General features: G+C 66.7%; 18 protein-coding genes and 2 tRNA genes. 11 read left to right on the top strand and 9 right to left on the bottom strand.

Features of this window, described 5'->3' with window-relative positions; all coding sequences use genetic code 11:
- Positions 1 to 20: 20 nt before the first annotated feature.
- Positions 21 to 1,694, bottom strand: a complete 1,674-nt coding sequence (gene ettA, locus LQD00_RS20210) for an energy-dependent translational throttle protein EttA (RefSeq protein ID WP_232719117.1) — start codon at positions 1,692 to 1,694, stop codon at positions 21 to 23.
- Between the two features lie 271 nt (positions 1,695 to 1,965).
- Entirely contained in the window at positions 1,966 to 2,400 is a 435-nt protein-coding gene (locus LQD00_RS20215; protein WP_232719118.1) for a single-stranded DNA-binding protein, read from the bottom strand.
- A gap of 158 nt (positions 2,401 to 2,558) precedes the next feature.
- On the opposite strand from LQD00_RS20215, the gene LQD00_RS20220 reads away from it, so the two are divergent.
- On the top strand, positions 2,559 to 3,152 hold the full coding sequence (locus LQD00_RS20220) for a chorismate mutase (protein ID WP_232719119.1): 594 nt from the start codon (positions 2,559 to 2,561) through the stop codon (positions 3,150 to 3,152).
- A 13-nt stretch (positions 3,153 to 3,165) separates the two neighbouring features.
- Here LQD00_RS20220 and LQD00_RS20225 read toward each other — a convergent pair whose 3' ends face one another.
- Complete coding sequence (locus LQD00_RS20225; RefSeq protein ID WP_232719120.1) at positions 3,166 to 5,190, bottom strand: cytochrome c oxidase assembly protein; 2,025 nt, start codon at positions 5,188 to 5,190, stop codon at positions 3,166 to 3,168.
- 144 nt (positions 5,191 to 5,334) lie between these two features.
- Here LQD00_RS20225 and LQD00_RS20230 point away from each other — a divergent pair.
- Positions 5,335 to 5,408 (top strand) — tRNA-Arg (locus LQD00_RS20230).
- A gap of 67 nt (positions 5,409 to 5,475) precedes the next feature.
- On the opposite strand, the gene LQD00_RS20235 is transcribed toward LQD00_RS20230, so the two are convergent.
- Together LQD00_RS20235 and LQD00_RS20240 are read right to left on the bottom strand one after the other, a co-directional pair.
- On the bottom strand, positions 5,476 to 5,805 hold the full coding sequence (locus LQD00_RS20235; RefSeq protein ID WP_308196026.1) for a nitroreductase/quinone reductase family protein: 330 nt from the start codon (positions 5,803 to 5,805) through the stop codon (positions 5,476 to 5,478).
- Positions 5,806 to 6,038: 233 nt separating this feature from the next.
- Positions 6,039 to 6,548, bottom strand: a complete 510-nt coding sequence (locus LQD00_RS20240) for a GNAT family N-acetyltransferase (protein WP_232719121.1) — start codon at positions 6,546 to 6,548, stop codon at positions 6,039 to 6,041.
- A gap of 255 nt (positions 6,549 to 6,803) precedes the next feature.
- Here LQD00_RS20240 and LQD00_RS20245 point away from each other — a divergent pair, with 255 nt between their 5' ends.
- The gene (locus LQD00_RS20245) at positions 6,804 to 7,079 is read left to right on the top strand and encodes a hypothetical protein (RefSeq protein ID WP_232719122.1); all 276 of its coding nucleotides are present in this window, start codon (positions 6,804 to 6,806) and stop codon (positions 7,077 to 7,079) included.
- Positions 7,079 to 8,734, top strand: coding sequence for an alpha/beta hydrolase (locus LQD00_RS20250; RefSeq protein ID WP_232719123.1), 1,656 nt, complete (start codon positions 7,079 to 7,081; stop codon positions 8,732 to 8,734). The genes LQD00_RS20245 and LQD00_RS20250 overlap by 1 nt, the downstream gene beginning before the upstream one ends.
- Before the next feature lie 73 nt (positions 8,735 to 8,807).
- Here LQD00_RS20250 and LQD00_RS20255 read toward each other — a convergent pair whose 3' ends face one another.
- Entirely contained in the window at positions 8,808 to 10,106 is a 1,299-nt protein-coding gene (locus LQD00_RS20255) for a uracil-xanthine permease family protein (RefSeq protein WP_232719124.1), read from the bottom strand.
- A gap of 126 nt (positions 10,107 to 10,232) precedes the next feature.
- On the opposite strand from LQD00_RS20255, the gene LQD00_RS20260 reads away from it, so the two are divergent.
- From LQD00_RS20260 to cmrA, 3 genes are all read left to right on the top strand, one after another.
- Positions 10,233 to 10,781, top strand: coding sequence for a PadR family transcriptional regulator (locus LQD00_RS20260; RefSeq protein WP_232719125.1), 549 nt, complete (start codon positions 10,233 to 10,235; stop codon positions 10,779 to 10,781).
- 93 nt (positions 10,782 to 10,874) lie between these two features.
- The gene (locus tag LQD00_RS20265; RefSeq protein ID WP_232719126.1) at positions 10,875 to 12,938 is read left to right on the top strand and encodes an NADPH-dependent 2,4-dienoyl-CoA reductase; all 2,064 of its coding nucleotides are present in this window, start codon (positions 10,875 to 10,877) and stop codon (positions 12,936 to 12,938) included.
- A gap of 72 nt (positions 12,939 to 13,010) precedes the next feature.
- A complete protein-coding gene (gene cmrA, locus LQD00_RS20270; protein ID WP_232719127.1) occupies positions 13,011 to 13,817 on the top strand; it encodes a mycolate reductase in 807 nt (268 codons plus the stop codon).
- Positions 13,818 to 13,836: 19 nt separating this feature from the next.
- Here cmrA and LQD00_RS20275 read toward each other — a convergent pair whose 3' ends face one another.
- Positions 13,837 to 15,423, bottom strand: coding sequence for a helicase HerA-like domain-containing protein (locus LQD00_RS20275; protein WP_232719128.1), 1,587 nt, complete (start codon positions 15,421 to 15,423; stop codon positions 13,837 to 13,839).
- Positions 15,424 to 15,493: 70 nt separating this feature from the next.
- Between LQD00_RS20275 and orn the strand changes: the two genes are divergently transcribed.
- The 4 genes from orn (at position 15,494) to LQD00_RS20295 (ending at position 18,053) form a co-directional block, all read left to right on the top strand.
- Positions 15,494 to 16,093 (top strand): oligoribonuclease, encoded by a 600-nt coding sequence (orn, locus tag LQD00_RS20280; RefSeq protein ID WP_006866715.1) that lies wholly within the window; start codon positions 15,494 to 15,496, stop codon positions 16,091 to 16,093.
- A gap of 102 nt (positions 16,094 to 16,195) precedes the next feature.
- A tRNA-His gene (locus LQD00_RS20285) sits at positions 16,196 to 16,268 on the top strand.
- A gap of 144 nt (positions 16,269 to 16,412) precedes the next feature.
- Positions 16,413 to 16,757, top strand: coding sequence for a YciI family protein (locus LQD00_RS20290; RefSeq protein ID WP_232719129.1), 345 nt, complete (start codon positions 16,413 to 16,415; stop codon positions 16,755 to 16,757).
- Positions 16,758 to 16,760: 3 nt separating this feature from the next.
- A complete protein-coding gene (locus LQD00_RS20295) occupies positions 16,761 to 18,053 on the top strand; it encodes an RNA polymerase sigma factor (protein ID WP_232719130.1) in 1,293 nt (430 codons plus the stop codon).
- Between the two features lie 64 nt (positions 18,054 to 18,117).
- On the opposite strand, the gene LQD00_RS20300 is transcribed toward LQD00_RS20295, so the two are convergent.
- Both LQD00_RS20300 and LQD00_RS20305 read right to left on the bottom strand, forming a co-directional pair.
- Positions 18,118 to 19,773 (bottom strand): hypothetical protein, encoded by a 1,656-nt coding sequence (locus LQD00_RS20300; RefSeq protein WP_232719131.1) that lies wholly within the window; start codon positions 19,771 to 19,773, stop codon positions 18,118 to 18,120.
- 39 nt (positions 19,774 to 19,812) lie between these two features.
- Positions 19,813 to 20,598 carry a signal peptidase I gene (locus LQD00_RS20305; protein ID WP_232719132.1) on the bottom strand — a complete coding sequence of 262 codons (786 nt, stop codon included), beginning with the start codon at positions 20,596 to 20,598 and terminating at the stop codon, positions 19,813 to 19,815.
- Positions 20,599 to 20,663: the final 65 nt, after the last annotated feature.

Consider the following 20,663-nt stretch of genomic DNA (forward strand, 5'->3'; position numbering starts at 1 on the left):
CGTGCCGGACGGGGGTGGCATTAATCGCGGGTGAGTTTGCGGTGGGTCACCCGGTGCGGACGTGCCGCATCGGCGCCGAGACGCTCGACCTTGTTCGCCTCATATGCCTCGAAGTTGCCCTCGAACCAGAACCACTTTCCTTCTTCGACGTTGCCCTCCCACGCCAGGATGTGGGTACAGGTGCGGTCGAGGAACCAGCGGTCGTGGCTGATGACCACAGCACAGCCGGGGAAGTTCTCGAGCGCGTTCTCCAGCGAACCGAGGGTCTCGACGTCGAGGTCGTTGGTCGGCTCGTCGAGCAGGATCAGGTTGCCGCCCTCTTTCAGGGTCAGCGCGAGGTTCAGGCGGTTGCGCTCACCACCGGAGAGCACCTCGGCCTTCTTCTGCTGGTCCGGGCCCTTGAAACCGAAGGCGCTGACGTAGGCGCGCGAGGGCATCTCGTTCTGGCCGACCTCGATGTAGTCGAGTCCGTCGGAGACGACCTCCCACACGTTCTTCTTGGGGTCGATGTTGGCGCGCGTCTGGTCGACGTAGCTCAGCTTGACCGTCTCGCCGACCTTGACGGTGCCCGAGTCGGGCTCCTCGAGACCGACGATGGTCTTGAACAGCGTGGTCTTACCGACACCGTTGGGGCCGATGACGCCGACGATGCCGTTGCGCGGCAGCGTGAAGGACAGGTCCTTGATGAGGACGCGGCCTTCGAAGCCCTTGTCGAGGTGGGAGACCTCGACCACCACGTCGCCGAGGCGCGGCGGCGTCGGGATCTGGATCTCCTCGAAGTCGAGCTTCCGCGTCTTCTCGGCCTCGGCAGCCATCTCCTCGTAGCGCGCGAGGCGGGCCTTGTTCTTGGTCTGGCGCGCCTTGGAACCCGAACGGACCCAGGCCAGCTCTTCCTTCAGACGACGCTGCAGCTTCTGGTCCTTCTTGCCCTGGACCTCGAGACGCTCGGCCTTCTTCTCCAGGTAGGTGGAGTAGTTGCCCTCGTAAGGGTGCAGCTTGCCGCGATCGACCTCACAGATCCACTGCGCGACGTGATCGAGGAAGTACCGGTCGTGGGTCACGGCCAGGACGGCGCCCGGGTAGGAGGCGAGGAACTGCTCGAGCCACAGCACCGATTCGGCGTCCAGGTGGTTGGTGGGCTCGTCGAGGAGCAGCAGGTCGGGCTTCTGCAGCAGCAGCTTGCACAGTGCGACGCGGCGGCGCTCACCACCGGACAGGTGGGTGACCGGCGAATCGGCGGGCGGGCAGCGCAGGGCGTCCATGGCCTGCTCGAGCTGCGAGTCGAGGTCCCAGGCGTCGTTGTTGTCCAGGTCTTCCTGGAGTTTGCCCATCTCCTCCATCAACTCGTCGGAGTAGTCGGTGGCGAGCTGCTCGGCGATCTCGTTGAAGCGGTCGAGCTTCACCTTGATCTCGCCCATGCCCTCTTCGACGTTCTCCTTGACCGTCTTCTCCTCGTTGAGGGGCGGCTCCTGGAGCAGGATGCCGACGGTGGCCTCGGGGTCGAGGAAGGCCTCGCCGTTCGACGGCTGGTCGAGGCCGGCCATGATCTTCAGGATCGACGACTTACCTGCGCCGTTGGGACCGACGACGCCGATCTTGGCGCCCGGGTAGAAGGACATGGTGACGTCATCGAGGATGACCTTGTCGCCGTGCGCCTTGCGCACCTTTTTCATCGTGTATATGAACTCTGCCATGTCTTAGCCTCTCTACCAGCGATTATTGGCTCATCTGCCGCGGCCCCTCCCGCAAACCCCCCGCACGGGGAGGCATGAGCACAGTGGAGGTGGGCCCTCGTGGCACAACAGCAACCCAGTCTAGTCATCGACTCCCCGGAGACCGCCGATGGGCGCTGGAGCAGAGCTCGGCGAAATGAGGTCGCGTGCGACGTCGATCCGGCCGAACGACCTCGGTCGCCGTCGCGCGGCCGGATCGAGCTCGCATGCGACCTCGTTCCGAAACCGAGACTCACGCAGCCGTCTGGGTTTCCGCCTTCTCCGCAGCGGCGACCGGCAGGGCGGCCGCGATGTCTCGCTCCGACGACGGCGTGCCGCGGTAGGTGACGATGCAGCGACTCAGATCGAGTCCCACGGCGACGGCGGTCATCTCGAGATCGGAGCGGCGTGACCCGTCGGCGGTCGGGTACTCGTTGGTCTTGATCTGACCGTGCGCCATGACGGGCCGCCCCTTCGCGATGGCGAGGCCGACACCGGCGAGGAGCCGGCGCCAGCAGCTCACCGTCAGATACAGCGTCGGCCCGTCCGTCCACTCGCCGCTGCGCTTGTCGATGCGGCGCGAGGTGCAGGCCACGCGGAACGAGATCACGTCCTCGCCGGTGGTGGTCTGGCGTCGGCGGGGCTCGGACACAACGGTTCCGATGACGGTCGTGTACGTCTCAAACATGGTCGTCTCCTACTGGTGTCGGCCACGGGAAGTGTGGCCGCATCAGCATCACCCCCGAGATGGGCCCAAGACGGGGACGTCATCGGGCTGTGGAGAACTCGCCGTGGTTTACCCACAGATCACCGGCACCTCTGGCGTTCCGCCCATAGGATCGCGACATGCGACTGCGAGGGTTCCTGGTTGGTCTGATCGCGGCGGCCACGATGCTGGTCGCGCCACCTTTGTCCGCGCCACCCATGTCCGCGGCGGCACCGGCCCCTCCCTTGTCGGGCCTGACCGACGCCGTCGCCGGTCGCCTCGTACTGGCCGACGCGGTCGCCGCATCGAAGTGGGCATCCGGTGCAGCCATCGACGATCCCGCACGTGAACAGGTCGTCCTCGACACCGTGTCGCAGCTGGCCGTCGACCGGAATCTCGACCCCGCCTACGTACGCAACGTCTTCCGTGACCAGATCGAGGCGAGCAAGACGGTCCAACGCGGGTTGTTCGCCCTGTGGGAGTTGCCCGGACAGGCCGCGCCGCCCGCCACCCCGGATCTCGGTCCGGTCCGCGCGGCGATCAATGAGTTCAACGTGGCGATCGTCGATGAGCTCGCGGCCTCACGCAACGTCGTGACGACCCTGCGCTGCCCGCCGGAACTGGCTGTGTCGAATGCTCGGTCCGCCGCCGGTGCAGGTTTCGACCCGCTGCACGTCGCCGCCCTGGCCCAGGCCGGTGCGTCCGTCTGCGCGGTCTCGACGGGATCGAGCTGATTCCTGTTGGAGCTCAGCCTCGTTTGTTGAGTTCCTTGAGCATGTCGTTGTAGTTCTCGAGTTCGGCGTCGTGGTCGCGGACCGCGTTGCGGTCGTAGCGTTTCGCCTGCCGGGTGTCGCTGCGCTGCCACTGGACCAGGAGGGCCAGCATGATGACGACGAGCGGGATCTCGCCTGCTGCCCAGGCGATTCCGCCACCGGCGCGCTGGTCGTCGAACAGGTTGTAGGTCCACGGCAGATTGAGACCGCGGTAGTAGTTCTCGGCGATGACGGCCGTGGTCATCATCAGGGCCACGCCGAAGAAGGCATGGAACGGCAGCGAGCCGAGAACGATGCCGAGTTTGGCGACCGGTTTGACCTGTCGTGGTGCGGGGTCGATGCCGATGACGAGCCAGTAGAACAGGTAGCCGCTGAGCAGGAAGTGCAGGTTCATCAGCAGGTGGGCGGCGTGGTACTCGACCACCGACTCGTACAACCCGCCGAGGTAGAGGATGTAGAAGCTGCCGACGAACATGATGGCCGCGATCAGCGGGTGCGTCAGGAAGCGCGACGGCCCCGAGTGCACGCCGGCCTGAATCCACTCGCGGGGTCCGGGCGGGTTGCCGCGACCGGCCGGCGGGAGTGCGCGCAGCGCCAGCGTCACCGGACCGCCCAGGACCAGCAGGACGGGGATCATCATCGACATCAGCATGTGGGCGATCATGTGGATGCTGAACATCGCCGGGGCGTACCGCCCGAGGCCCGACGAGGTCGCCAGAAGCAGCAGCACACATCCGAGAAGCCACGCGAAGGTGCGGCCGACCGGCCAGTCGTCACCGCGGCGCTTCAGGCGCACGACGCCGCGGATGTACACGACCGCGAGAACGATCGCGGCGAGACCGAAGATGAGGTCGAAACGCCAGTCGGTGAAGAACCGGACGAAGGTCGGCGGACCGTCGATGTCGTAGCCGATGGCGTTCTCGACCGGCGAGACGTTCGCGGTGTCGAGGGCCGGCGGCGGGGTGCGGCTCAAACCGACCGCGAGACCGAAGGTGGCGGCGAAGACGCTCAGCTCCACGAGACCGAACCGGACGAACAGCGACGGCCGCTCGTCCGACTCGAGCTGGGCGATGGTCACCCGGCGGTGCCACGCACCGAGAGCGCCGAGGACGACGAGCGCCGCGACCTTGGCGATCACGAGCCGACCGTAGGTGTCGGAGAAGAGCTGATCGAAGGGCACTCGAACGGCGGCGTTCACCACGCCGCTGAGGCCGACGACGATGATGCACCAGAACGCGACCCGCGAGAAGCGTCGGACCGCCAGTGCACGCCAGCGGCCCGACGCGAGCGAGTAGACGACCACCGCGGCGAGTCCACCGAGCCACAGCGTCGCACCGATCAGGTGGAGGATCAGGCTGTTGGTGGCGAGGTCGTGGTTGCCGCCCGACGACGAGTGGCCGGCCAGCGCCGACGGCATCAGGCTGAAGATCGTGAACGCGATGACCGCGACGGTCGGCCCCCACTTGAGGATCGTCCGCGCGATGATCGCCGCGACCAGCGCGAACACCGCTGTCCAGAACCAGGTGCGCACCTCGGCGACCTGGCCGTAGGCGTTGATCAGGTTGGCGGGCTTGATCGCCTCCGAGAGCGGCGACCCACTGACCTCCGACGCCGACAGCGGCATCAGCAGCAGCGCGCACACTGACCACACCAGCGCCGACGACGCCGCGATCCGGATGGCGCGGTAGCCGCCGACGTCGAGGACGTTGTCGGACTGCGGCGGCACGAAGAAGGCGGCGAACACCGCGCATCCGAGCGCGATCGCGGCCGCGAACTCACCGATCGCGGTCAGGGTCGGCAGGCCGTAGGTGGTGAGCGGTCCGGGGTCGGGGACGCCGGTCAGCTTGAGCGCGGTGGACGCGGAGACGGCGGTGACGGCGATGGCAACGATCGCGGCGAGCCATCCCGACGCCCAGAGGACCGCGGTGACGACGCCGCGCGGTTCGTTCATCGCGTCGCGATTCTGATCCGGCGTGGCGGACGTCGACGAGCGGGTCATTCCTCAACTGTAGGTCCGGGCGCCGACGACACACCCTCCGACCTGGTCAGGCCGTGGTGTGCGGCACACCTGCGGCGGAGCCGGGGTCATGTCGTAAACTCCATGTGCCCGACGCCCCGTGTCTGATGTCACGAGCGCCGGCCAGCCTCCGTAGCTCAGGTGGATAGAGCAAGGGCCTTCTAATCCCTAGGTCGCAGGTTCGAATCCTGCCGGGGGCGCTCACGCCGCGGTACCGTACCGGATTCCCGCTTGTCAGTCCTTACCGCTGATTGAGCATTCGGGAAGTCAGCGCGGCTCGAGACGGAAGATCGGGATCTGCCGGCCGAACGCCGCGGTTTCGGTCCGGTAGTCCGCAAAACCGGAGAAGACACGGTCCGCGAGTCCGAAGAGCCGGGCGCGTTCGTCCGGGTCGGTGACCTCCGTCGCACTGAACTTCTCGCCGCCGAGTTCACACTCGGGATGCGTCTTCAGGTTGTGGTACCACCCCGGATGCCGGTTCCCGCCGCCGTTCGAGGCGATGAGGATCGGGTCTCGCCCGTCGTGGAAGTACATGAGTTGCACTTCCCTGCGTTGCCCCGATCTGGCGCCGATCGTCGTCAAGGGTGCAGTGGCCATCGCGCCGAGGATCCACGGGTAGCGCCACCGGTCGCACGATAGATGCTCGGGTCGAAGCGGTGTCCGTAGCGCAGGGCATAGCCTCTGCCCCACCGTGACCGTCCGAATCTCTCGTTGGCCCGGTAGACGAGGCTCCGTTTCGCGTACGGATCGACGTGGTGCAGGGGCACGACTCCGACGATAGTCCTCGCTAAACCGCCTGTTAACTGCTGTTTCTGAACTACCGGCCCCGCTCAGATACCGAACGGCGCCGCGTACCGGACCTGCCCGGACGGGATGTCGGCCCCGTCGAGCCCGAGCACCATGAGCGCTTCATCAGGGACCTCGATGCTGAGCCGGATGCCGTGGTCGACGGCTCGTCGGAAACCGAAGCGTGGGTAGTAGTCGGGGTGGCCCAGCACCACGACGGTGCTCTCCCCCATCTCGCGCGCCTCGTCGAGCGCGGCGATGATCGCGGCTGAACCGGCTCCGGTGCGCTGGTGGTCGGTGGCAACCGCACATGGTGCGAGGCACAGCGCCGGGGCGTCGTCGATGTGACAGCGCGTCAGCAGCACGAAGCCGACGGGCCGATCGTCGGCATCGACGGACACGAAGGACAGCCCGTCGATCCAGGACGGGTCGGCACGCAGCGCATCGACCAGTTCGGCTTCCTCCGACGTCGGGAAGGCGTCGGCATTGATCTCATGGACGCGCGCGATGTCGTCGGCCCGTTCCGTCCTCGTGCGCCAAGCCGGTTGCGGCATCGGTGGCTCCCCTGTCCTGTGTCGAAGTGCCCCCAACGTAGCGACCGCGCGTGGCCGGGGCGAACGATTTTCTCGGAACCGGCGGGGCACCCGGCGCGTCCAAGAACTGCACCACCTCGCTGGGTGGTCGCAGTCCTCGACGAGTCGCGGAGGATCATGTTCGTACCGTTCCCCATTCCTTCTCCCATCCCGCTTGTACCCCGGTGGTTTCCGCTACCCGAACGCAGAAACGATTCGGACAACGGCACTTTCGGGGTGTCGCCGGACGAGATCGAGGCCATCGTCAGGTCGTGGCGCGGCAACGGCATCGCCATCTCCGCGATCGACACCGCAGCCATCGGCGAGATCCAGGGTTCGTCGAGCCGGGTAGCGCGTGCACTCCGCGACACCGCTGAACCCGCCCGTCGCGCCGTCGAGTCGATCGGCGACCGACTGCTGACGATGAGCGAACTCCTCGACACCTTCGTGTCGACCACCGTCGCGTCGGATGCCCGGGTGGCATCGAAGTTCGACTCACTACGAACCCGCTGATGCGCCCCACCATCTCGGCGCTGCGCACCTGGAATCCGCAGACCTTCACCGACGCCGGATCGGCGGCGACCCTGGCCGCCGAAGCCGTCGACACCGGAATCGACCGCTCTGTGCGGTCTCTCGATTCCGCACGGTCCTGGCGCGGGCGCACCCACGACGCCGCACATCAGAAGATCTGGCAGGAGCACGACCACGGCGGTGAGGTCCGCAACGTGCTGCAGATGATCGCCGACGAGGCCTCGGGCGCGGGGACGGATCTGTCCCATGCACGCGATCACGTACTACGAATCGTCGACGCGGCGATGTCCTCCGGATTCGCCGTCGCCGACGACGGGACCGTCACCCATCCGGATCCACGTCGAGCATCGACCGCCGCCGAGGTCTCCGAGACCATCGCCTCCGGACTCACCGCGATCGACGCCCTCGACGAACGCTACGGCTCCCGGCTCGACGAGTTCGCCGCCGATCTGACGGCCATGGTCGACGGCCAACCCGACGTCACCCTGCCCGGCGGCCGGACGATGGACGCCGACGCGGCGGTCCACACGCTCGAGAGCCTCGGTGCACCCCAGATCCGAACGATCGTCGAACACATGGAACCTGACGACGTCCGACGCCTCCTCCAGGCGAATCCGCATGTGATGGGCAATCTTCCGGGCGTCCCCTTCGAGATACGCATCCAGGCCAACGAGATCAACATCCGCAACGCCCTCGTCGACGAGATCCAGGCCGGCCGGGGTGAGGGGCGTCGCGCCCGAACACTGCGAGAGATGTTGGCGCCCGGCCCGGTCGAGCGGCAATTCGTGACTTTCGTGAACACACCGCGGGGACGCGTCGTCGAGATGATCGGATCGCTGCGCCCCGGCACCCGGAATGCGGCGACGTATGTCCCCGGCACCGGCACCACCATCGACACCGCCGCCGGCGACAACCGGCGCACCGCAGCCGAACTCGCCGCACAGACGGGCGGCCCGGTGTTCCTCTACCTCGACGGCGATCTGCCGGCGGACCTCCGTGCGGCCACGAGTCCGGCCTTCGCCGCCGCCATGGCGCGTCGGCTCGAACTGTTCGGAACCGAACTCGACGCCGAGATCGCCCGCCACGCACCCGAGGCGAGCACCACCTACATCGGGCACTCGTATGGCGGAGTGGTGGTCGGGACCGCCGAGCAGTTGGGCCTGACACCGGACCGCGTCATCTACGCGTCGTCGGCCGGCACCGGCGTGCACGACCTGCCGCACCCCGCCGGCGTCGATCGCTATTCACTGACCTTTCCCGGCGACCCGATCCACCTCGCGCAGTCCCTGCCCGGCAATCCGCATGGCTCCGACCCCGATTCCGCGCCGGGCGTGACACGCCTCGACACCGGCACCGTCACGATCGACGGCCGCACCTACGACAGCGGGTTCAAGACCCACGGCGGTTACTGGAACGACCCCGACTCGACGGCCTTCCGGAACATGGTGAAGGTCATCACCGGCCGGGAACCCGACCTGTACGTCGAACGCAAACCGGATGTCCCCGAACTCCCACCACCTCCACCCGGTGCCGCGTTCGCACCGCTGTGGTGGCTGTATCTGTTCAACGACCGCGCCGACGGGGACATCGACCTACCGGGACCGATCCCCGACATCCCGCTGAGGCTCCCGTGGTGACGGCCGACTGCCGGACCTCATCTCGACGACGCGACTTCGATCGAGCTCGCGCAGCCGAAACGAGGTCGACCGGTCAGGACTTGTCGGGAACCACCGTCCCGCGCCAGCCGCCGATGATCCGCATCGAGTGGTAGATCACCAGGGCGGCCACCGAACCGAGCGAGATACCGGCGAACACGAGATCGCCGACCTGCCAGGTGTAGTCGGCGATGCCGATGATGAGCGGGATCGCCGCGGTGAACTGGTTGATCGGCTTGGAGAAGTCGACCTTGTTGCTGACCCAGATCTGCACACCGATGATGCCGACGAGGCCGTAGAGGGCGGTCGTGACGCCACCGAGGACGCCCGGCGGGATCGCGGCGATCACCGCACCGACCTTGGGCGACAGGCCGAGCAGGATCGCCGCCGCACCGGCCACCCAGTAGGCCGCGGTCGAGTAGACCTTGGTCGCCGACATCACGCCGATGTTCTCGGCATAGGTCGTCGTTGCCGAACCGCCACCGCTGCCCGCCAGCATCGTCGCGAGACCGTCGGCGGCGAGCGCGCGACCCATCGAGTCGTCGTAGTCCTTGCCGGTCATCATGGCCACCGACTTCACGTGACCGATGTTCTCCACGACGAGCACCAGGACGACGGGGAGGAAGAGCGGCAGAACACCGAGATCGAACGTCGGGGTCTGGAAGTCGGGCAGGCCGACCCACGCGGCGTCGGCGATGCCGGAGGTGTCGATGTAGTCGTTGTCGGAGTCGATCCAGTCGAGGACGAGCGCCAACACATAGCCGAACGCGACGCTGAGGAAGATCGCCAAACGCCCGAGAAGGCCCCGGAACAGCACCGCCGAGGCAACGAGCAGTACCAGCACGATGGTCGCGAGAACCGGGTCCTCGACGAAGTTGTTCTTCGCGGCCGGAGCCAGGTTGAGGCCGATCAGTGCCACGATCGCGCCGGTCACCACCGGCGGCATGAGCGTCTCGATCCACTTCACGCCGGCGAAATGGCTGATCAGACCGATGATGACGAGCAGCGCACCAACCGCGACCAGGCCACCCAGCGCCGACGACGCACCGTCGGAGGCCACCGCCGCAGTGACCGGCGCGATGATCGCGAAGCTCGAGCCGAGATAGCTGGGCAGACGGTTACGGGTGATCAGCAGGAACAGGATGGTGCCGATACCCGAGAAGAGCAGGGTCGTCGATGGCGGGAACCCGGTGAGCACCGGCACCAGGAAGGTCGCACCGAACATCGCGACCACGTGCTGCAGACCGATACTCACGGTCTTCGGCCAGGTCAGCCGTTCCTCCGGTGCCACCACGGTGTTCGTCGTGAGCTTCCACGACAGCAGGTTCTGGGATCTCGTCCCCGGTTCAGTCATGCGCAACAGTTTGCGGCACTCACAGCGTGCCCGCTCCCCTTACCCCGTGCTTGCGCCACTTCATATGCAACAAGACTCATACGCACCTTGTTGCATAGTGCATTGTTGCAGTGTTAGCGTGCTCACATGGCGCTCGAACATGCGATTCTGGTGTCGCTGGCGGAGCGACCCGGCACGGGTTACGAGATCGGTCAGCAATTCGACCGATCCATCGGTTACTTCTGGTCGGCCACCCACCAGCAGATCTATCGGACGCTCAAGAAGCTTCTCGACGACGGACTCGTCAGCGTCGAGTCGATCAGCCAGGAAGGCCGCCCGGACAAGAAGGTCTACACGATCTCCGACACCGGCCGGGATGCGCTGGCGCAGTGGGCGATGAGCCCCACCCCACGGCAATCACTCCGCAGCGACATCGGCGTCAAACTCCGCGCCGCCGAGTTCGGCGACCTCGCCGCCATCATCGGCGAACTCAAGGCCCACCGCGACGAGCACGTCGCACAACTGAAGTTGTTCAAGGGGTTTCAGGAGGACTACTACCCCGAACCCGACACCCTGACCGGCCGCAAACTCCACCAGTACCTCGTGCTGCGCGGCGGCATCCGGCAGGAGGAGGGCTACATCGAGTGGTGCGACGAGGTCATCCCGGCACTCGAACGCGAACTCGCCGGCATGTGAACCACCGCCGCCGGTGACTGCACGAACGCCCCACCCAGGCAGAGCGATACACGCACGAAACGTCACGACGACACCGAGATGAAAGGTCGCGCCATGTCAGCCCACACGGCACAACCCAACCCGTATTACCCACACCTGTTCACGCCGCTGCAGATCGGCGGCATGACCATCGAGAACCGTCTGGTGATGGGGTCGATGCACACGGGCCTCGAGGATCGTCTCTGGGACACCGACAAGCTCGCCGCCTACTTCGCCGAACGCGCCAAAGGTGGTGCGGGACTGATCATCACGGGCGGGTTCGGCACCAGCCGTACCGGTCTGCTCATGTTCGCGGGCGGCAAGATGACCAACACCCTCGACTGGAAGCGTCATCAGCGCGTCACCAAGGCCGTGCACGACGAGGGCGGCAAGATCGCCATGCAGCTCATCCACGCCGGCCGTTACGGGTACACCCCGTTCAAGGTCGCGCCGGGCAAGGAGCCGTCGCCGATCCACCCGTTCAAGCACCTGCGGATGACCGAGCCGATCATCCGGCACGTCATCAAGACCTTCGGTCAGTCGGCGAAGCTGACCCGCAAGGCCGGGTACGACGCCGTCGAGATCATGGGCGGCGAGGGATACCTGATCAACCAGTTCCTGTGTCCGCACACCAATGACCGCACCGACAAGTGGGGCGGCAACACCGAGAACCGGCAGCGCTTCCTCGTGGAGGTCATCAAGGAGATCCGCCGTCAGGTCCCCCGCGACTTCCCGATCATCCTGCGTCAGTCGATCGCCGACCTGGTTCGCAAGGGCCAGACCTGGGACGAGATCGCCCTCATGGCACGCAAGGCCGAGGAACACGGCGTCGACGCGATCAACACCGACATCGGCTGGCACGAGGCCCAGGTCCCCACGATCGTGACCTCGGTCCCCCGCGGCGCCTTCGTGAAGTTCACCGAGCGTCTCCGCGACGAGGTGTCGATCCCGCTGATCGCCGCCAACCGCATCAACACCGCGGAGTTCGCCGAGGAGATCCTCACCAACGGCCGCGTCGACGCCATCCAGATGGCCCGCCCGTTCCTCGCCGACCCCCACCTGGCCAACAAGGCCCGCGAGGGACGCGCCGACGAGATCAACACCTGTATCGGCTGCAACCAGGCCTGCCTCGACCACGCCTTCGTCGGCAAGAAGGTGTCGTGCCTGGTGAACCCGCGAGCCGGGCGCGAGACCACGCTGGTCCTCAGTCCGACGCGCCAGGCCAAGCGCGTGGCCGTCGTCGGAGCCGGCCCGGCCGGTCTGTCGGCTGCCGTCTCGAGCGCCGAACGCGGCCACAAGGTGACACTCTTCGAGGGCAGCAAGTCCATCGGTGGCCAGTTCTCCATCGCCGCCCGCATCCCGGGCAAGGAGGAGTTCAACGAGACCATCCGCTACTTCACCCGCAAGCTCGAGGTCCTCGGCGTCGACGTCCGACTCAACACCCGGGTCGACGCCGACACCCTCATCGCGGAGAAGTTCGACGACGTCATCGTCGCCACCGGCGTCGTGCCGCGCATCCCGAGTTTCCCCGGCGTCGACCATCCGATGGCGATGTCGTACGCCGACGCCGTCCTCGGCCGCCGCGAGATCGGTAAGCGGGTTGCCGTCATCGGCGCCGGCGGCATCGGTTTCGACGTCAGCGAGTTCCTCACCACCGACGAGTCGCCGACGCTGAATCTGAAGGAATGGGAACAGGAGTGGGGTGTCACCGACGATCCGGAGAAGCCCGGTTTCGTCACCAAGCCCCGTCCCCTGCCGCCGGTGCGTCAGGTCTACATGGTGCAGCGCAAGTCCGGTAAGCAGGGCAAGTCGCTCGGCAAGACGACCGGTTGGGTGCACCGCGCCACGATGAAGATGAAGGGCGTCGAACAGATCAGCGGCGCGACCTACGACAAGATCGACGATCAGGGTCTGCACCTGAGCTTCCGCGACGACGAGGGCAACGTGACCGAGACCCGCCTCCTCGAGGTCGACAACGTGGTCATCTGCGCGGGCCAGGAATCGGTGCGCGAGCTCATCGATCCGCTGACCCTCGCCGGCGTCACCACCCATGTGATCGGCGGCGCCGACTATGCGGGCGAACTCGACGCCAAGCGGGCGATCCGGCAGGGCACCGAGGTCGCCGCCGGTATCGACTGAGCTGGAGAACACGCTGTCGTCGCGCTCCGGCTCTCCTCGGGCCGGGGCGCCGCGGCCGCTACGATTGCTCCCATGCCGGTACCGCCGCCTTCAGAAAACGCTCGCGCCGTCGTCACCGGGGCCTCCTCCGGTATCGGCCGCGAGCTCGCCCGGGCGCTGGCCGCCCGTGGCCATTCGGTCATCCTCGTCGCCCGTCGCGGTGAGCTCCTCGAAGAACTCGCCGGCGAACTGCGCACGGCGCACAATGTCGCCGTCGAGGTCCGCGCCGTCGATCTGTCCGACCCGACCAAGGTCGAGGTCCTCGCCGCCGAGTTCGCCGAACGCGAGATCTCGATCCTCTGCAACAACGCCGGCATCGCCACCTTCGGCCCCGTCGCCGAGCTCGACGCCGCCTACGAGAAGTCCCAGGTCCTCCTGAACGTCAACGCCGTTCACGATCTCACTCTCGCGGTGCTGCCCCAGATGGTGAAGCGCGGCGCCGGCGGCATCCTCATGGTGGGGTCGGCGGCCGGCAACATGCCGATCCCGAACAACGCCACCTACGCCGCGTCGAAGGCCTTCGTCAACACCTTCAGCGAATCGCTGCGCGGTGAGGTCTCGTCCCAGGGCGTCCACGTCACGCTGCTCGCGCCCGGGCCCGTCCGCACCCACACTCCGACGCCGGAAGAGGAATCGATCGTGGACAAGGTCGTCCCCGACTTCCTCTGGCATTCGTCGGCGAAGGTCGCGGAGATGAGCCTCGACGCGTTGGCGCACAACAAGATGCGCGTCGTCCCCGGCACCCTCTCGAAGGCCATGTCGGTGGCCGGCGGGTACACCCCGCGCGCCGTCGTCGCGCCGATCGTCGGTGGGTTCTACCGGAAGTTCAGCGCCGAGTAGGTCTCGCGCGGAACACTTCTCACCGCTTGCGGCGCCGCCCGGTACCGAAGATCGCGCGACTGAACTCGCGTCCCGCAGCGCTGGCCGCCGACCGCAGGAAGCTCTGCATGGGCTTGCTGGTCAGCACCTCGGTGAGGATGCCCGGCTCCTCCGGAACAGGCTTCGGTGCCGGAGCACGTTTGGGAGCGGGTGCCGGAACCGGGATGGGCGCCGGCGCGGGCGCGTCGGCGGACTCGCCGGGCGCCAGCGTGTTGGCGGCGAGCATCTCGTAGGCCGACTCGCGGTCGATCGACTGCCCGTACTTCGCGTACAGCGGGCTCGCCTTGGCGGCGGCGGTGATCGCCTCCGCCCCGATGGCGTCCATCGACGACCGCGGCGGACGCACAACGGTCCACGCGACGGGGGTCGGCGCACCCTTCTCCGACAGCACCGTCACCACGGCCTCACCGGTACCCAGCGAGGTGAGAACCTGCTCGAGCTTGTAGACCTCCGAGATCGGGTAGGTCTTGACCGTCTTCTTGAGCGCCTTCTGATCGTCAGGTGTGAAGGCACGCAACGCATGCTGGATGCGGGCGCCGAGCTGCGAGAGCACCTCGTTGGGGATGTCGGTGGGCAGCTGCGAGCAGAAGAAGACGCCCACGCCCTTCGAGCGGATCAGCTTGACCGTCTGCACGACCTGGTCGATGAACGCCTTCGACGCGTCGTCGAACAGCAGGTGCGACTCGTCGAAGATGAAGACCAGCTTCGGCTTGTCGAGGTCACCGACCTCGGGCAGGAACTCGAAGAGGTCGGCCAGGATCCACATCAGGAAAGTGGAGAACAGTGCGGGCCGGGCAGCTTGTGCGCCGAGTTCGAAAAGCGTGATGATGCCGCGACCGTCGGCGGCGAGGCGGATGAGGTCGGCGGGTTCGATCTCGGGCTCACCGAAGAACGTGTCGCCGCCGTCGGCCTCGAGGTTGGTCAGGGCACGCAGGATCACCCCCGCGGTCTGACGCGAGACCCCGCCGATGTTCTTGAGTTCTTCCTTGCCCTCGTCGCCGGTGAGGAATGCGATCACCGACCGCAGATCCTTCAGGTCGAGCAACGGCAGGCCCTTCTTGTCGGCCCAGTGGAAGATCAGGCCGAGGGTCGATTCCTGGGTGTCGTTGAGCCCCAACACCTTGGAGAGCAGGATCGGGCCGAAAGACGTGATGGTCGCGCGGATGGGCACGCCGATGCCGGTGTCACCGAGCGAGACGAACTCGACGGGGTGAGCGGCGGGCTGCCAGGAGTCGCCGGTCTGCTGTGCGCGTTCGACGATCTTGTCGTTGCTGACGCCCTCGCGGCTCAATCCCGACAGGTCACCCTTGATGTCGGCCATCACCACGGGCACACCGTTGGCGGAAAGCTGTTCGGCCAGCAACTGCAGCGTCTTGGTCTTGCCGGTACCCGTGGCGCCGGCGACGAGGCCGTGCCGGTTCATCATCGCGAGCGGGATGCGCACCGACGCGGTGGCGTCGACCTGGCCGTCCACCGACACCGTCCCGAGTTCGAGAGAGGTGGAGGTGAAGGCGTAGCCGCCGGCGATGGTCTGAGCAGGGCTGAGGGCTTCGGTCACGAGGGACACAATAGCCCGCGGAGGACCGCTGTTCTCCGTCTGACGCGGGCTTGTCGGGACGGTTCGTTAAGGTTGTCGGGTGCAGGACAAACTGGTGTGGATCGATTGCGAGATGACCGGCCTCCGACTCGAGTCGGACAAGTTGATCGAGATCGCAGCCCTGGTCACCGACGGTGACCTCAACATCCTGGGTGACGGCGTCGACGTCGTCATCCACGCCGACGACGAGGCTCTCGCGTCGATGCCGGACGTGGTGACCAAGATGCATGCCGATTCCGGTCTCACCGAAGAGGTACGTGCGTCCACCGTCACGCTCGCCGAGGCGGAGAAGATGGTGCTCGACTACATCCGCAAACACGTGACGACGCCCGGTGCCGTCCCGCTGGCCGGCAACTCGATCGCCACCGACCGCGGCTTCATCGCCCGCGACATGCCCGAACTCGACGCCTACCTGCACTACCGCATGGTCGACGTCAGCTCGATCAAGGAACTCGCCCGACGCTGGTTCCCGAAGGTGTACTTCGGGCAGCCCGACAAGGGCCTCGCCCACCGTGCCCTCGCCGACATCCGCGAGTCGATCCGCGAGCTCCGCTATTACCGCGCGGCGGCCTTCGTGCCGGCTCCCGGCCCCGACGTCGATGCGCTCGCGAAGATCGTCGAGGATCTCGGACCCGCCTGAAAACGCAGGTCAGATAACCGATTGGAGTTCTGCGGTATCTACCCGCTAGAGTGTTCTTGGCTCTGAGACCGGGCGCGCAAGCCCCGGCATCCGATGCCGATGGTGGATGTAGTTCAGTTGGTAGAGCACCAGGTTGTGATCCTGGCTGTCGCGGGTTCGAGTCCCGTCATCCACCCCGACGAGTGGGAGGTCCGATTTCGGACCTCCCACTTTTCGTCTCCCGGTGAGAAGTTTTCGGCCGGCTGTCGATATCAGGTCGGGCCGTACGTCACCATGGTGTCGGGCCACTCCGGTCCGGCGGCAGATGACTGGAGGAACGATGAAATACGCACTGCTGCTCATGGGACATGTCGACGACCCGGCGTGCGGCGAGGAGGGTGGTGCCACACCCGAGGAGTTCTTCGCCTTCGACGAAGAAATCACCGAGGCCGGCGTCGTGGTCAGCTCCTTCGCCCTCGAGGACGAACGCGCGGTCGTCCACACCAACGGCACCGGCGAGCGTGTGGTGGCGTCGTCGGGTCCGTTTGCCGAAGTTCGCGAGTTCGTCGGCGGTGTCTACGTCATCGACGTCGCCGACATCGACGAGGCGATCGAGTGGGCTCGTCGTAGCCCGGGATCGGCACCCGGCGGGCACGTGGAGATCCGGCCGCTCGCACCGTACTGAACCGTGACCGGGCCATCCGACCGCTCGGCGGGCGCAGAACTCGTCGCCCGTCGAGCGGTCGCCATGATCGACCGCGACGTCCGCACACGTGTCATCGCCACTCTCACCAAGAGATTCGGCGACCTCGACCGTGCCGAGGACGCCCTGCAGGACGCTCTGACCCAAGCCCTGGTCACCTGGCCGCACACCGGCGTCCCCGAATCGCCGGAAGCATGGCTGATCACGACGGCCAAGCGTCGGGTGCTCGATGCGCTGCGCAGGGAGAACGTCCTCGCCGGGAAACTGGTACAGCTGCAGAATGATTCGGACCGAGCACCCGTCCCGGCCGACTTCGGCGACCCCGCCGACATCGCGCAGGAAGCGCTGCCCGACGAACGTCTCGGCATGTTCTTCGCGTGTACCCACCCGGTATTGAAGGTCGAGGACCGGATCGCCCTCATGTTGCGGTTCGTCGCCGGCCTGACCACGCAGGAGGTCGCGCACGCACTGCTGATCCCCGTTCCGACCGCCCAACAGCGACTCGTGCGCGCGAAGAAGCGGATCAAGGCACTCGGTGTCCCGTTCCATGCGCCCCGCCCCGACGACCTACCCGCCCGTCTCGGCGGCGTCTTACGTGTTGTGTATCTGCTGTATTCGGAGGGTTACGCACGGTCGACGGGCAGCTCACACATCCGCGACGACATCACCGCCGAGGCCATCTCCCTCGCGCGGACTCTTCAGGGGCTGCTCCCCTGCGCCGAGACAAAGGGCCTTCTCGCGCTGCTGTTGCTCACCGAGTCTCGGCGGCCCGCTCGGGTGGACTCCGACGGCCGTCCGGTACCGCTGCCCGACCAAGACAGAACCCGGTGGGACGGAGCGCTGGTGACTGAGGGCACGGCGATCGCCGAATCCGCTGCGGCCCAGCAAGACGCGGGCGCATACACGATCCAAGCGGCGATCGCCGCGGTCCACGCGGAGGCCCGAACCGCCGACGAGACGGACTGGGCACAGATCGCGGTCCTCTACCGCCTGCTCGAGGCTCACGACGCCGGCCCGGTCGTGCGCGTTGGCCGGGCGGTCGCCATCGGGCGGGCTTTCGGACCGTCACGAGGGCTGGAAATGCTCGACCGGTTGGCGTCGAACGCCGCACTCGACCGCTACCGTCCGTTCCATGTCGCGCGGGCACTCACGCTCGCGGAGCTCGACGATCACGACGGTGCGGCCGCCGCCTACCGACGCGCACTCGAGTTACCCGGCAACGACGCCGAAGACGACTATCTCGCAAGCGCTCTCGCCGGGTTGACGCAGGACTCCTGACACGAAAGATCCCGTTGCGTTTTGTCCCGGGTTACGGGACAAACGCAACGGGATCGTCAACCGGTTACTCCTCGTCCGAGGGATCAGACGCGGACTCGCTGGAACTCGACCGCGCCCGACTCTTCTTCTCCGGAGTCGGCACCGGGTCGGAGTCCTCCGCTTCTGCGGCGGGCGACTCGGCCGCGGGTGCATCCTCGGTCGGGGCCGCTTCCGGTTCGCTGGTCTCCGGCGCGTTGGCGATGGGTGCGGGCGTGGACGTCGTCGAGGTCACCGGCACCTCTGGGTCCGGCAGGACGAACGTGAATCCCGCTGTGCCCTCGGGCTTCCAGATCGCCTTGCCGGCCGCGCCGGGCGCGGTGAACGTCACCCAGCCGGTGTAGGTCTGGCCAGGCGTCAGTTGGTCCGGCAACTCCGGCCCCTCGTTCGGCGCCCGCCCGGGTGCCTGTTGCACTCCCCCGACCATCGGTGCGAAGTCACCCCAGTCGATCGACGACAATCGTCCGTCGTCGTCGGCATCCGACGTTGTCACGGACATCTTCACCGCGACTGTCGCCGGTGCACCGTCCGAAGGAGCCGTGGACTCGACCTTCTGAATCGTCGCCGTACCGAGGTCGGTTCCGTCCGTCGCAGTCACCGGGAACCGTTCCCCGACATCGACATCGGTCGGCGTCGTCGGGCCCTGCTTCAAGACCGGGGTTTCGGCGGCTTCGCTCTCGGAAGAGCTTGCTGACGAGGAACTCTCGGACGGCGACTTCTCGGTGCTCGAGCTCGCGGAGCTCTCCGACTCGGAGCTCTCCGCCGCCGAGCTCTCCGCGGACTCGGACGGCGTGGTGCTCTCGGAGGTCGGGGCGAGGGCGGCCATGCGCGCAGCTGCGCCGGCAGCGACCGTCTGAGTCGCGCTGGGAAGTGGCTCTCCGACGGCGCATTCGGCACGCACCAACTGAATGGTGATCTCCCATACAGGGGTACGAGTGATCAGGGTCTTGACGTCGAGATGCAGAACCAGCGTTGACAGGGCACGTTTGCCGGTCGCGACAGCGATGCTCTGGAAGACCCCATCCACGTGGTAGCCGACGGCGTTGTCGTCGATCACAGTAGGGGCAGCATTGGCGGCAGGCACCGGGATTCTGTTGTTCGACTCGATGCCGAGGTAGATGCCATTACCTGTGGGCGCGACCGCTCGTGGGGTGACATTTCCCCCGTAATCGGTCGACTTGCAGTCAACCTCGGCATAGAACTCACTGGTGCGCGTATCAAGGACCGACAGAGCCGAGTTCAGCGGGTTGATCAACGATGGCGCCGGGATCGCCTTCACTTCCTTTGCCCATGACTTGGCCGCGCCCTCGATGTTTCCGCCGTTTCGGGTGAACTCCGCGAACGAGCGGCCCCGCGCAGCCACCAGACCGACACCGGCGAACCCCGAGTTGTAGTTCAGGACCCAATCCGATTGGTTCGGAGACCATGTGGTCCCTGCGGACTGGTAGGTATGCGTAGCGCTGTTGACAGTGAACTCTCCACCAGTGATCAGTCGCTGGTTCTTGGCGTGCGCGGTAATGGAGCGCGCGTACCCGTCAAGCGCAGCAGCACGCGAGAACGTGGTACTGCCCCAGACTTTGTCGTTCCAGGCCGCGAGCACGCCGGTCGCCTGCGCGACCACGCCGAGAATAGCGATCAGGCCGACGACGGAGATCAGGATCTTGCTGCGATTGGTGAGGTTCATGCTTGCCGTGTGTCTCTTTGAGTTGCGGGGGAAGTGCGTTCAGGAGCGAAAGGATTCGGCGATCTCGTCTTCGCGGCGACCGGTGGCCGACTTCGGCCAGAAGGCCCACAAGACGAGGAGTGCCGCGCCAAGGGTGATGGCGCCGAGGACGTAGGGATTCGACAACCAGACGATCTGCTTCGCGAGGCCCGGCGCATGCCAGACGACTTTGCGTACCTGGCTGACGCGGTAGGGCTCCGGGTCGGGGTTCGGGTTCGCGTCGCCCTGCATCTCGATGAGGGCCTCGCCACCGCCGAGTTGCTGTACGGCGATGGCCCGGTGAGTGATCGGCTTCAGACCGACCCCGCGGTCGACGGTGATGATGTCGCCGACCTTCACCTCGGTCGCCGGGATCTCGTGCACAACAGCGATGGACCCCTGCGGGATGGTCGGGTCCATCGAGCCGGTCTTGAACATGATGATCGTGTAATTGCCCACGAACGCAAGGACTGTCAGCGCGATGCACAGGACGCCGAACACGGCGAGGATGTTCAGCGCCCAGTCGACGAGCCGACTCCCCAGCGAGCGCGTCCCCGGACGCGCTGAGTGCGACTCGACGGACAGCGACTCGGTGGGCGTCGAGTCCGTTGCCGGCGGCAGCGGCACCAGCGGAATGGGCATGGTCGGCGCGTCAGAAGCCGGGATGTACGCCCCCGGAGCCGACGCCCACACCGCACGCGGGGCGGGTGCCACGCCCCTTGCCGGCGCGGTCACCGTCCACGAGTCCCGGATCCCGGACACGTTCGTGTCGGGTCGGTCGGTACCGGGATTCGCGGTCGTCGTCATCGAGCCGTCTCTCTGGGTTGGTGGTGCGGATTCGCTGGGCAGGCGGGGCAACGCGTATCGCGTGA

The sequence above is a fragment of the Gordonia metallireducens genome (assembly GCF_021245825.1).
Classification (GTDB): domain Bacteria; phylum Actinomycetota; class Actinomycetes; order Mycobacteriales; family Mycobacteriaceae; genus Gordonia; species Gordonia namibiensis.

Coding starts and splice junctions, on each gene's coding strand:
- LQD00_RS20215 (WP_232719118.1), bottom strand. CDS start 2,400: ATGTTTGAGACGTACACGACCGTCATCGGAACCGTTGTGTCCGAGCCC.
- cmrA (WP_232719127.1), top strand. CDS start 13,011: ATGCCGGTACCGCCGCCTTCAGAAAACGCTCGCGCCGTCGTCACCGGG.
- LQD00_RS20305 (WP_232719132.1), bottom strand. CDS start 20,598: ATGACGACGACCGCGAATCCCGGTACCGACCGACCCGACACGAACGTG.
- LQD00_RS20220 (WP_232719119.1), top strand. CDS start 2,559: ATGCGACTGCGAGGGTTCCTGGTTGGTCTGATCGCGGCGGCCACGATG.
- ettA (WP_232719117.1), bottom strand. CDS start 1,694: ATGGCAGAGTTCATATACACGATGAAAAAGGTGCGCAAGGCGCACGGC.
- LQD00_RS20225 (WP_232719120.1), bottom strand. CDS start 5,190: ATGACCCGCTCGTCGACGTCCGCCACGCCGGATCAGAATCGCGACGCG.
- LQD00_RS20265 (WP_232719126.1), top strand. CDS start 10,875: ATGTCAGCCCACACGGCACAACCCAACCCGTATTACCCACACCTGTTC.
- LQD00_RS20240 (WP_232719121.1), bottom strand. CDS start 6,548: ATGCCGCAACCGGCTTGGCGCACGAGGACGGAACGGGCCGACGACATC.
- LQD00_RS20235 (WP_308196026.1), bottom strand. CDS start 5,805: ATGGCCACTGCACCCTTGACGACGATCGGCGCCAGATCGGGGCAACGC.
- LQD00_RS20255 (WP_232719124.1), bottom strand. CDS start 10,106: ATGACTGAACCGGGGACGAGATCCCAGAACCTGCTGTCGTGGAAGCTC.
- LQD00_RS20290 (WP_232719129.1), top strand. CDS start 16,413: ATGAAATACGCACTGCTGCTCATGGGACATGTCGACGACCCGGCGTGC.
- LQD00_RS20250 (WP_232719123.1), top strand. CDS start 7,079: ATGCGCCCCACCATCTCGGCGCTGCGCACCTGGAATCCGCAGACCTTC.
- LQD00_RS20260 (WP_232719125.1), top strand. CDS start 10,233: ATGGCGCTCGAACATGCGATTCTGGTGTCGCTGGCGGAGCGACCCGGC.
- LQD00_RS20300 (WP_232719131.1), bottom strand. CDS start 19,773: ATGAACCTCACCAATCGCAGCAAGATCCTGATCTCCGTCGTCGGCCTG.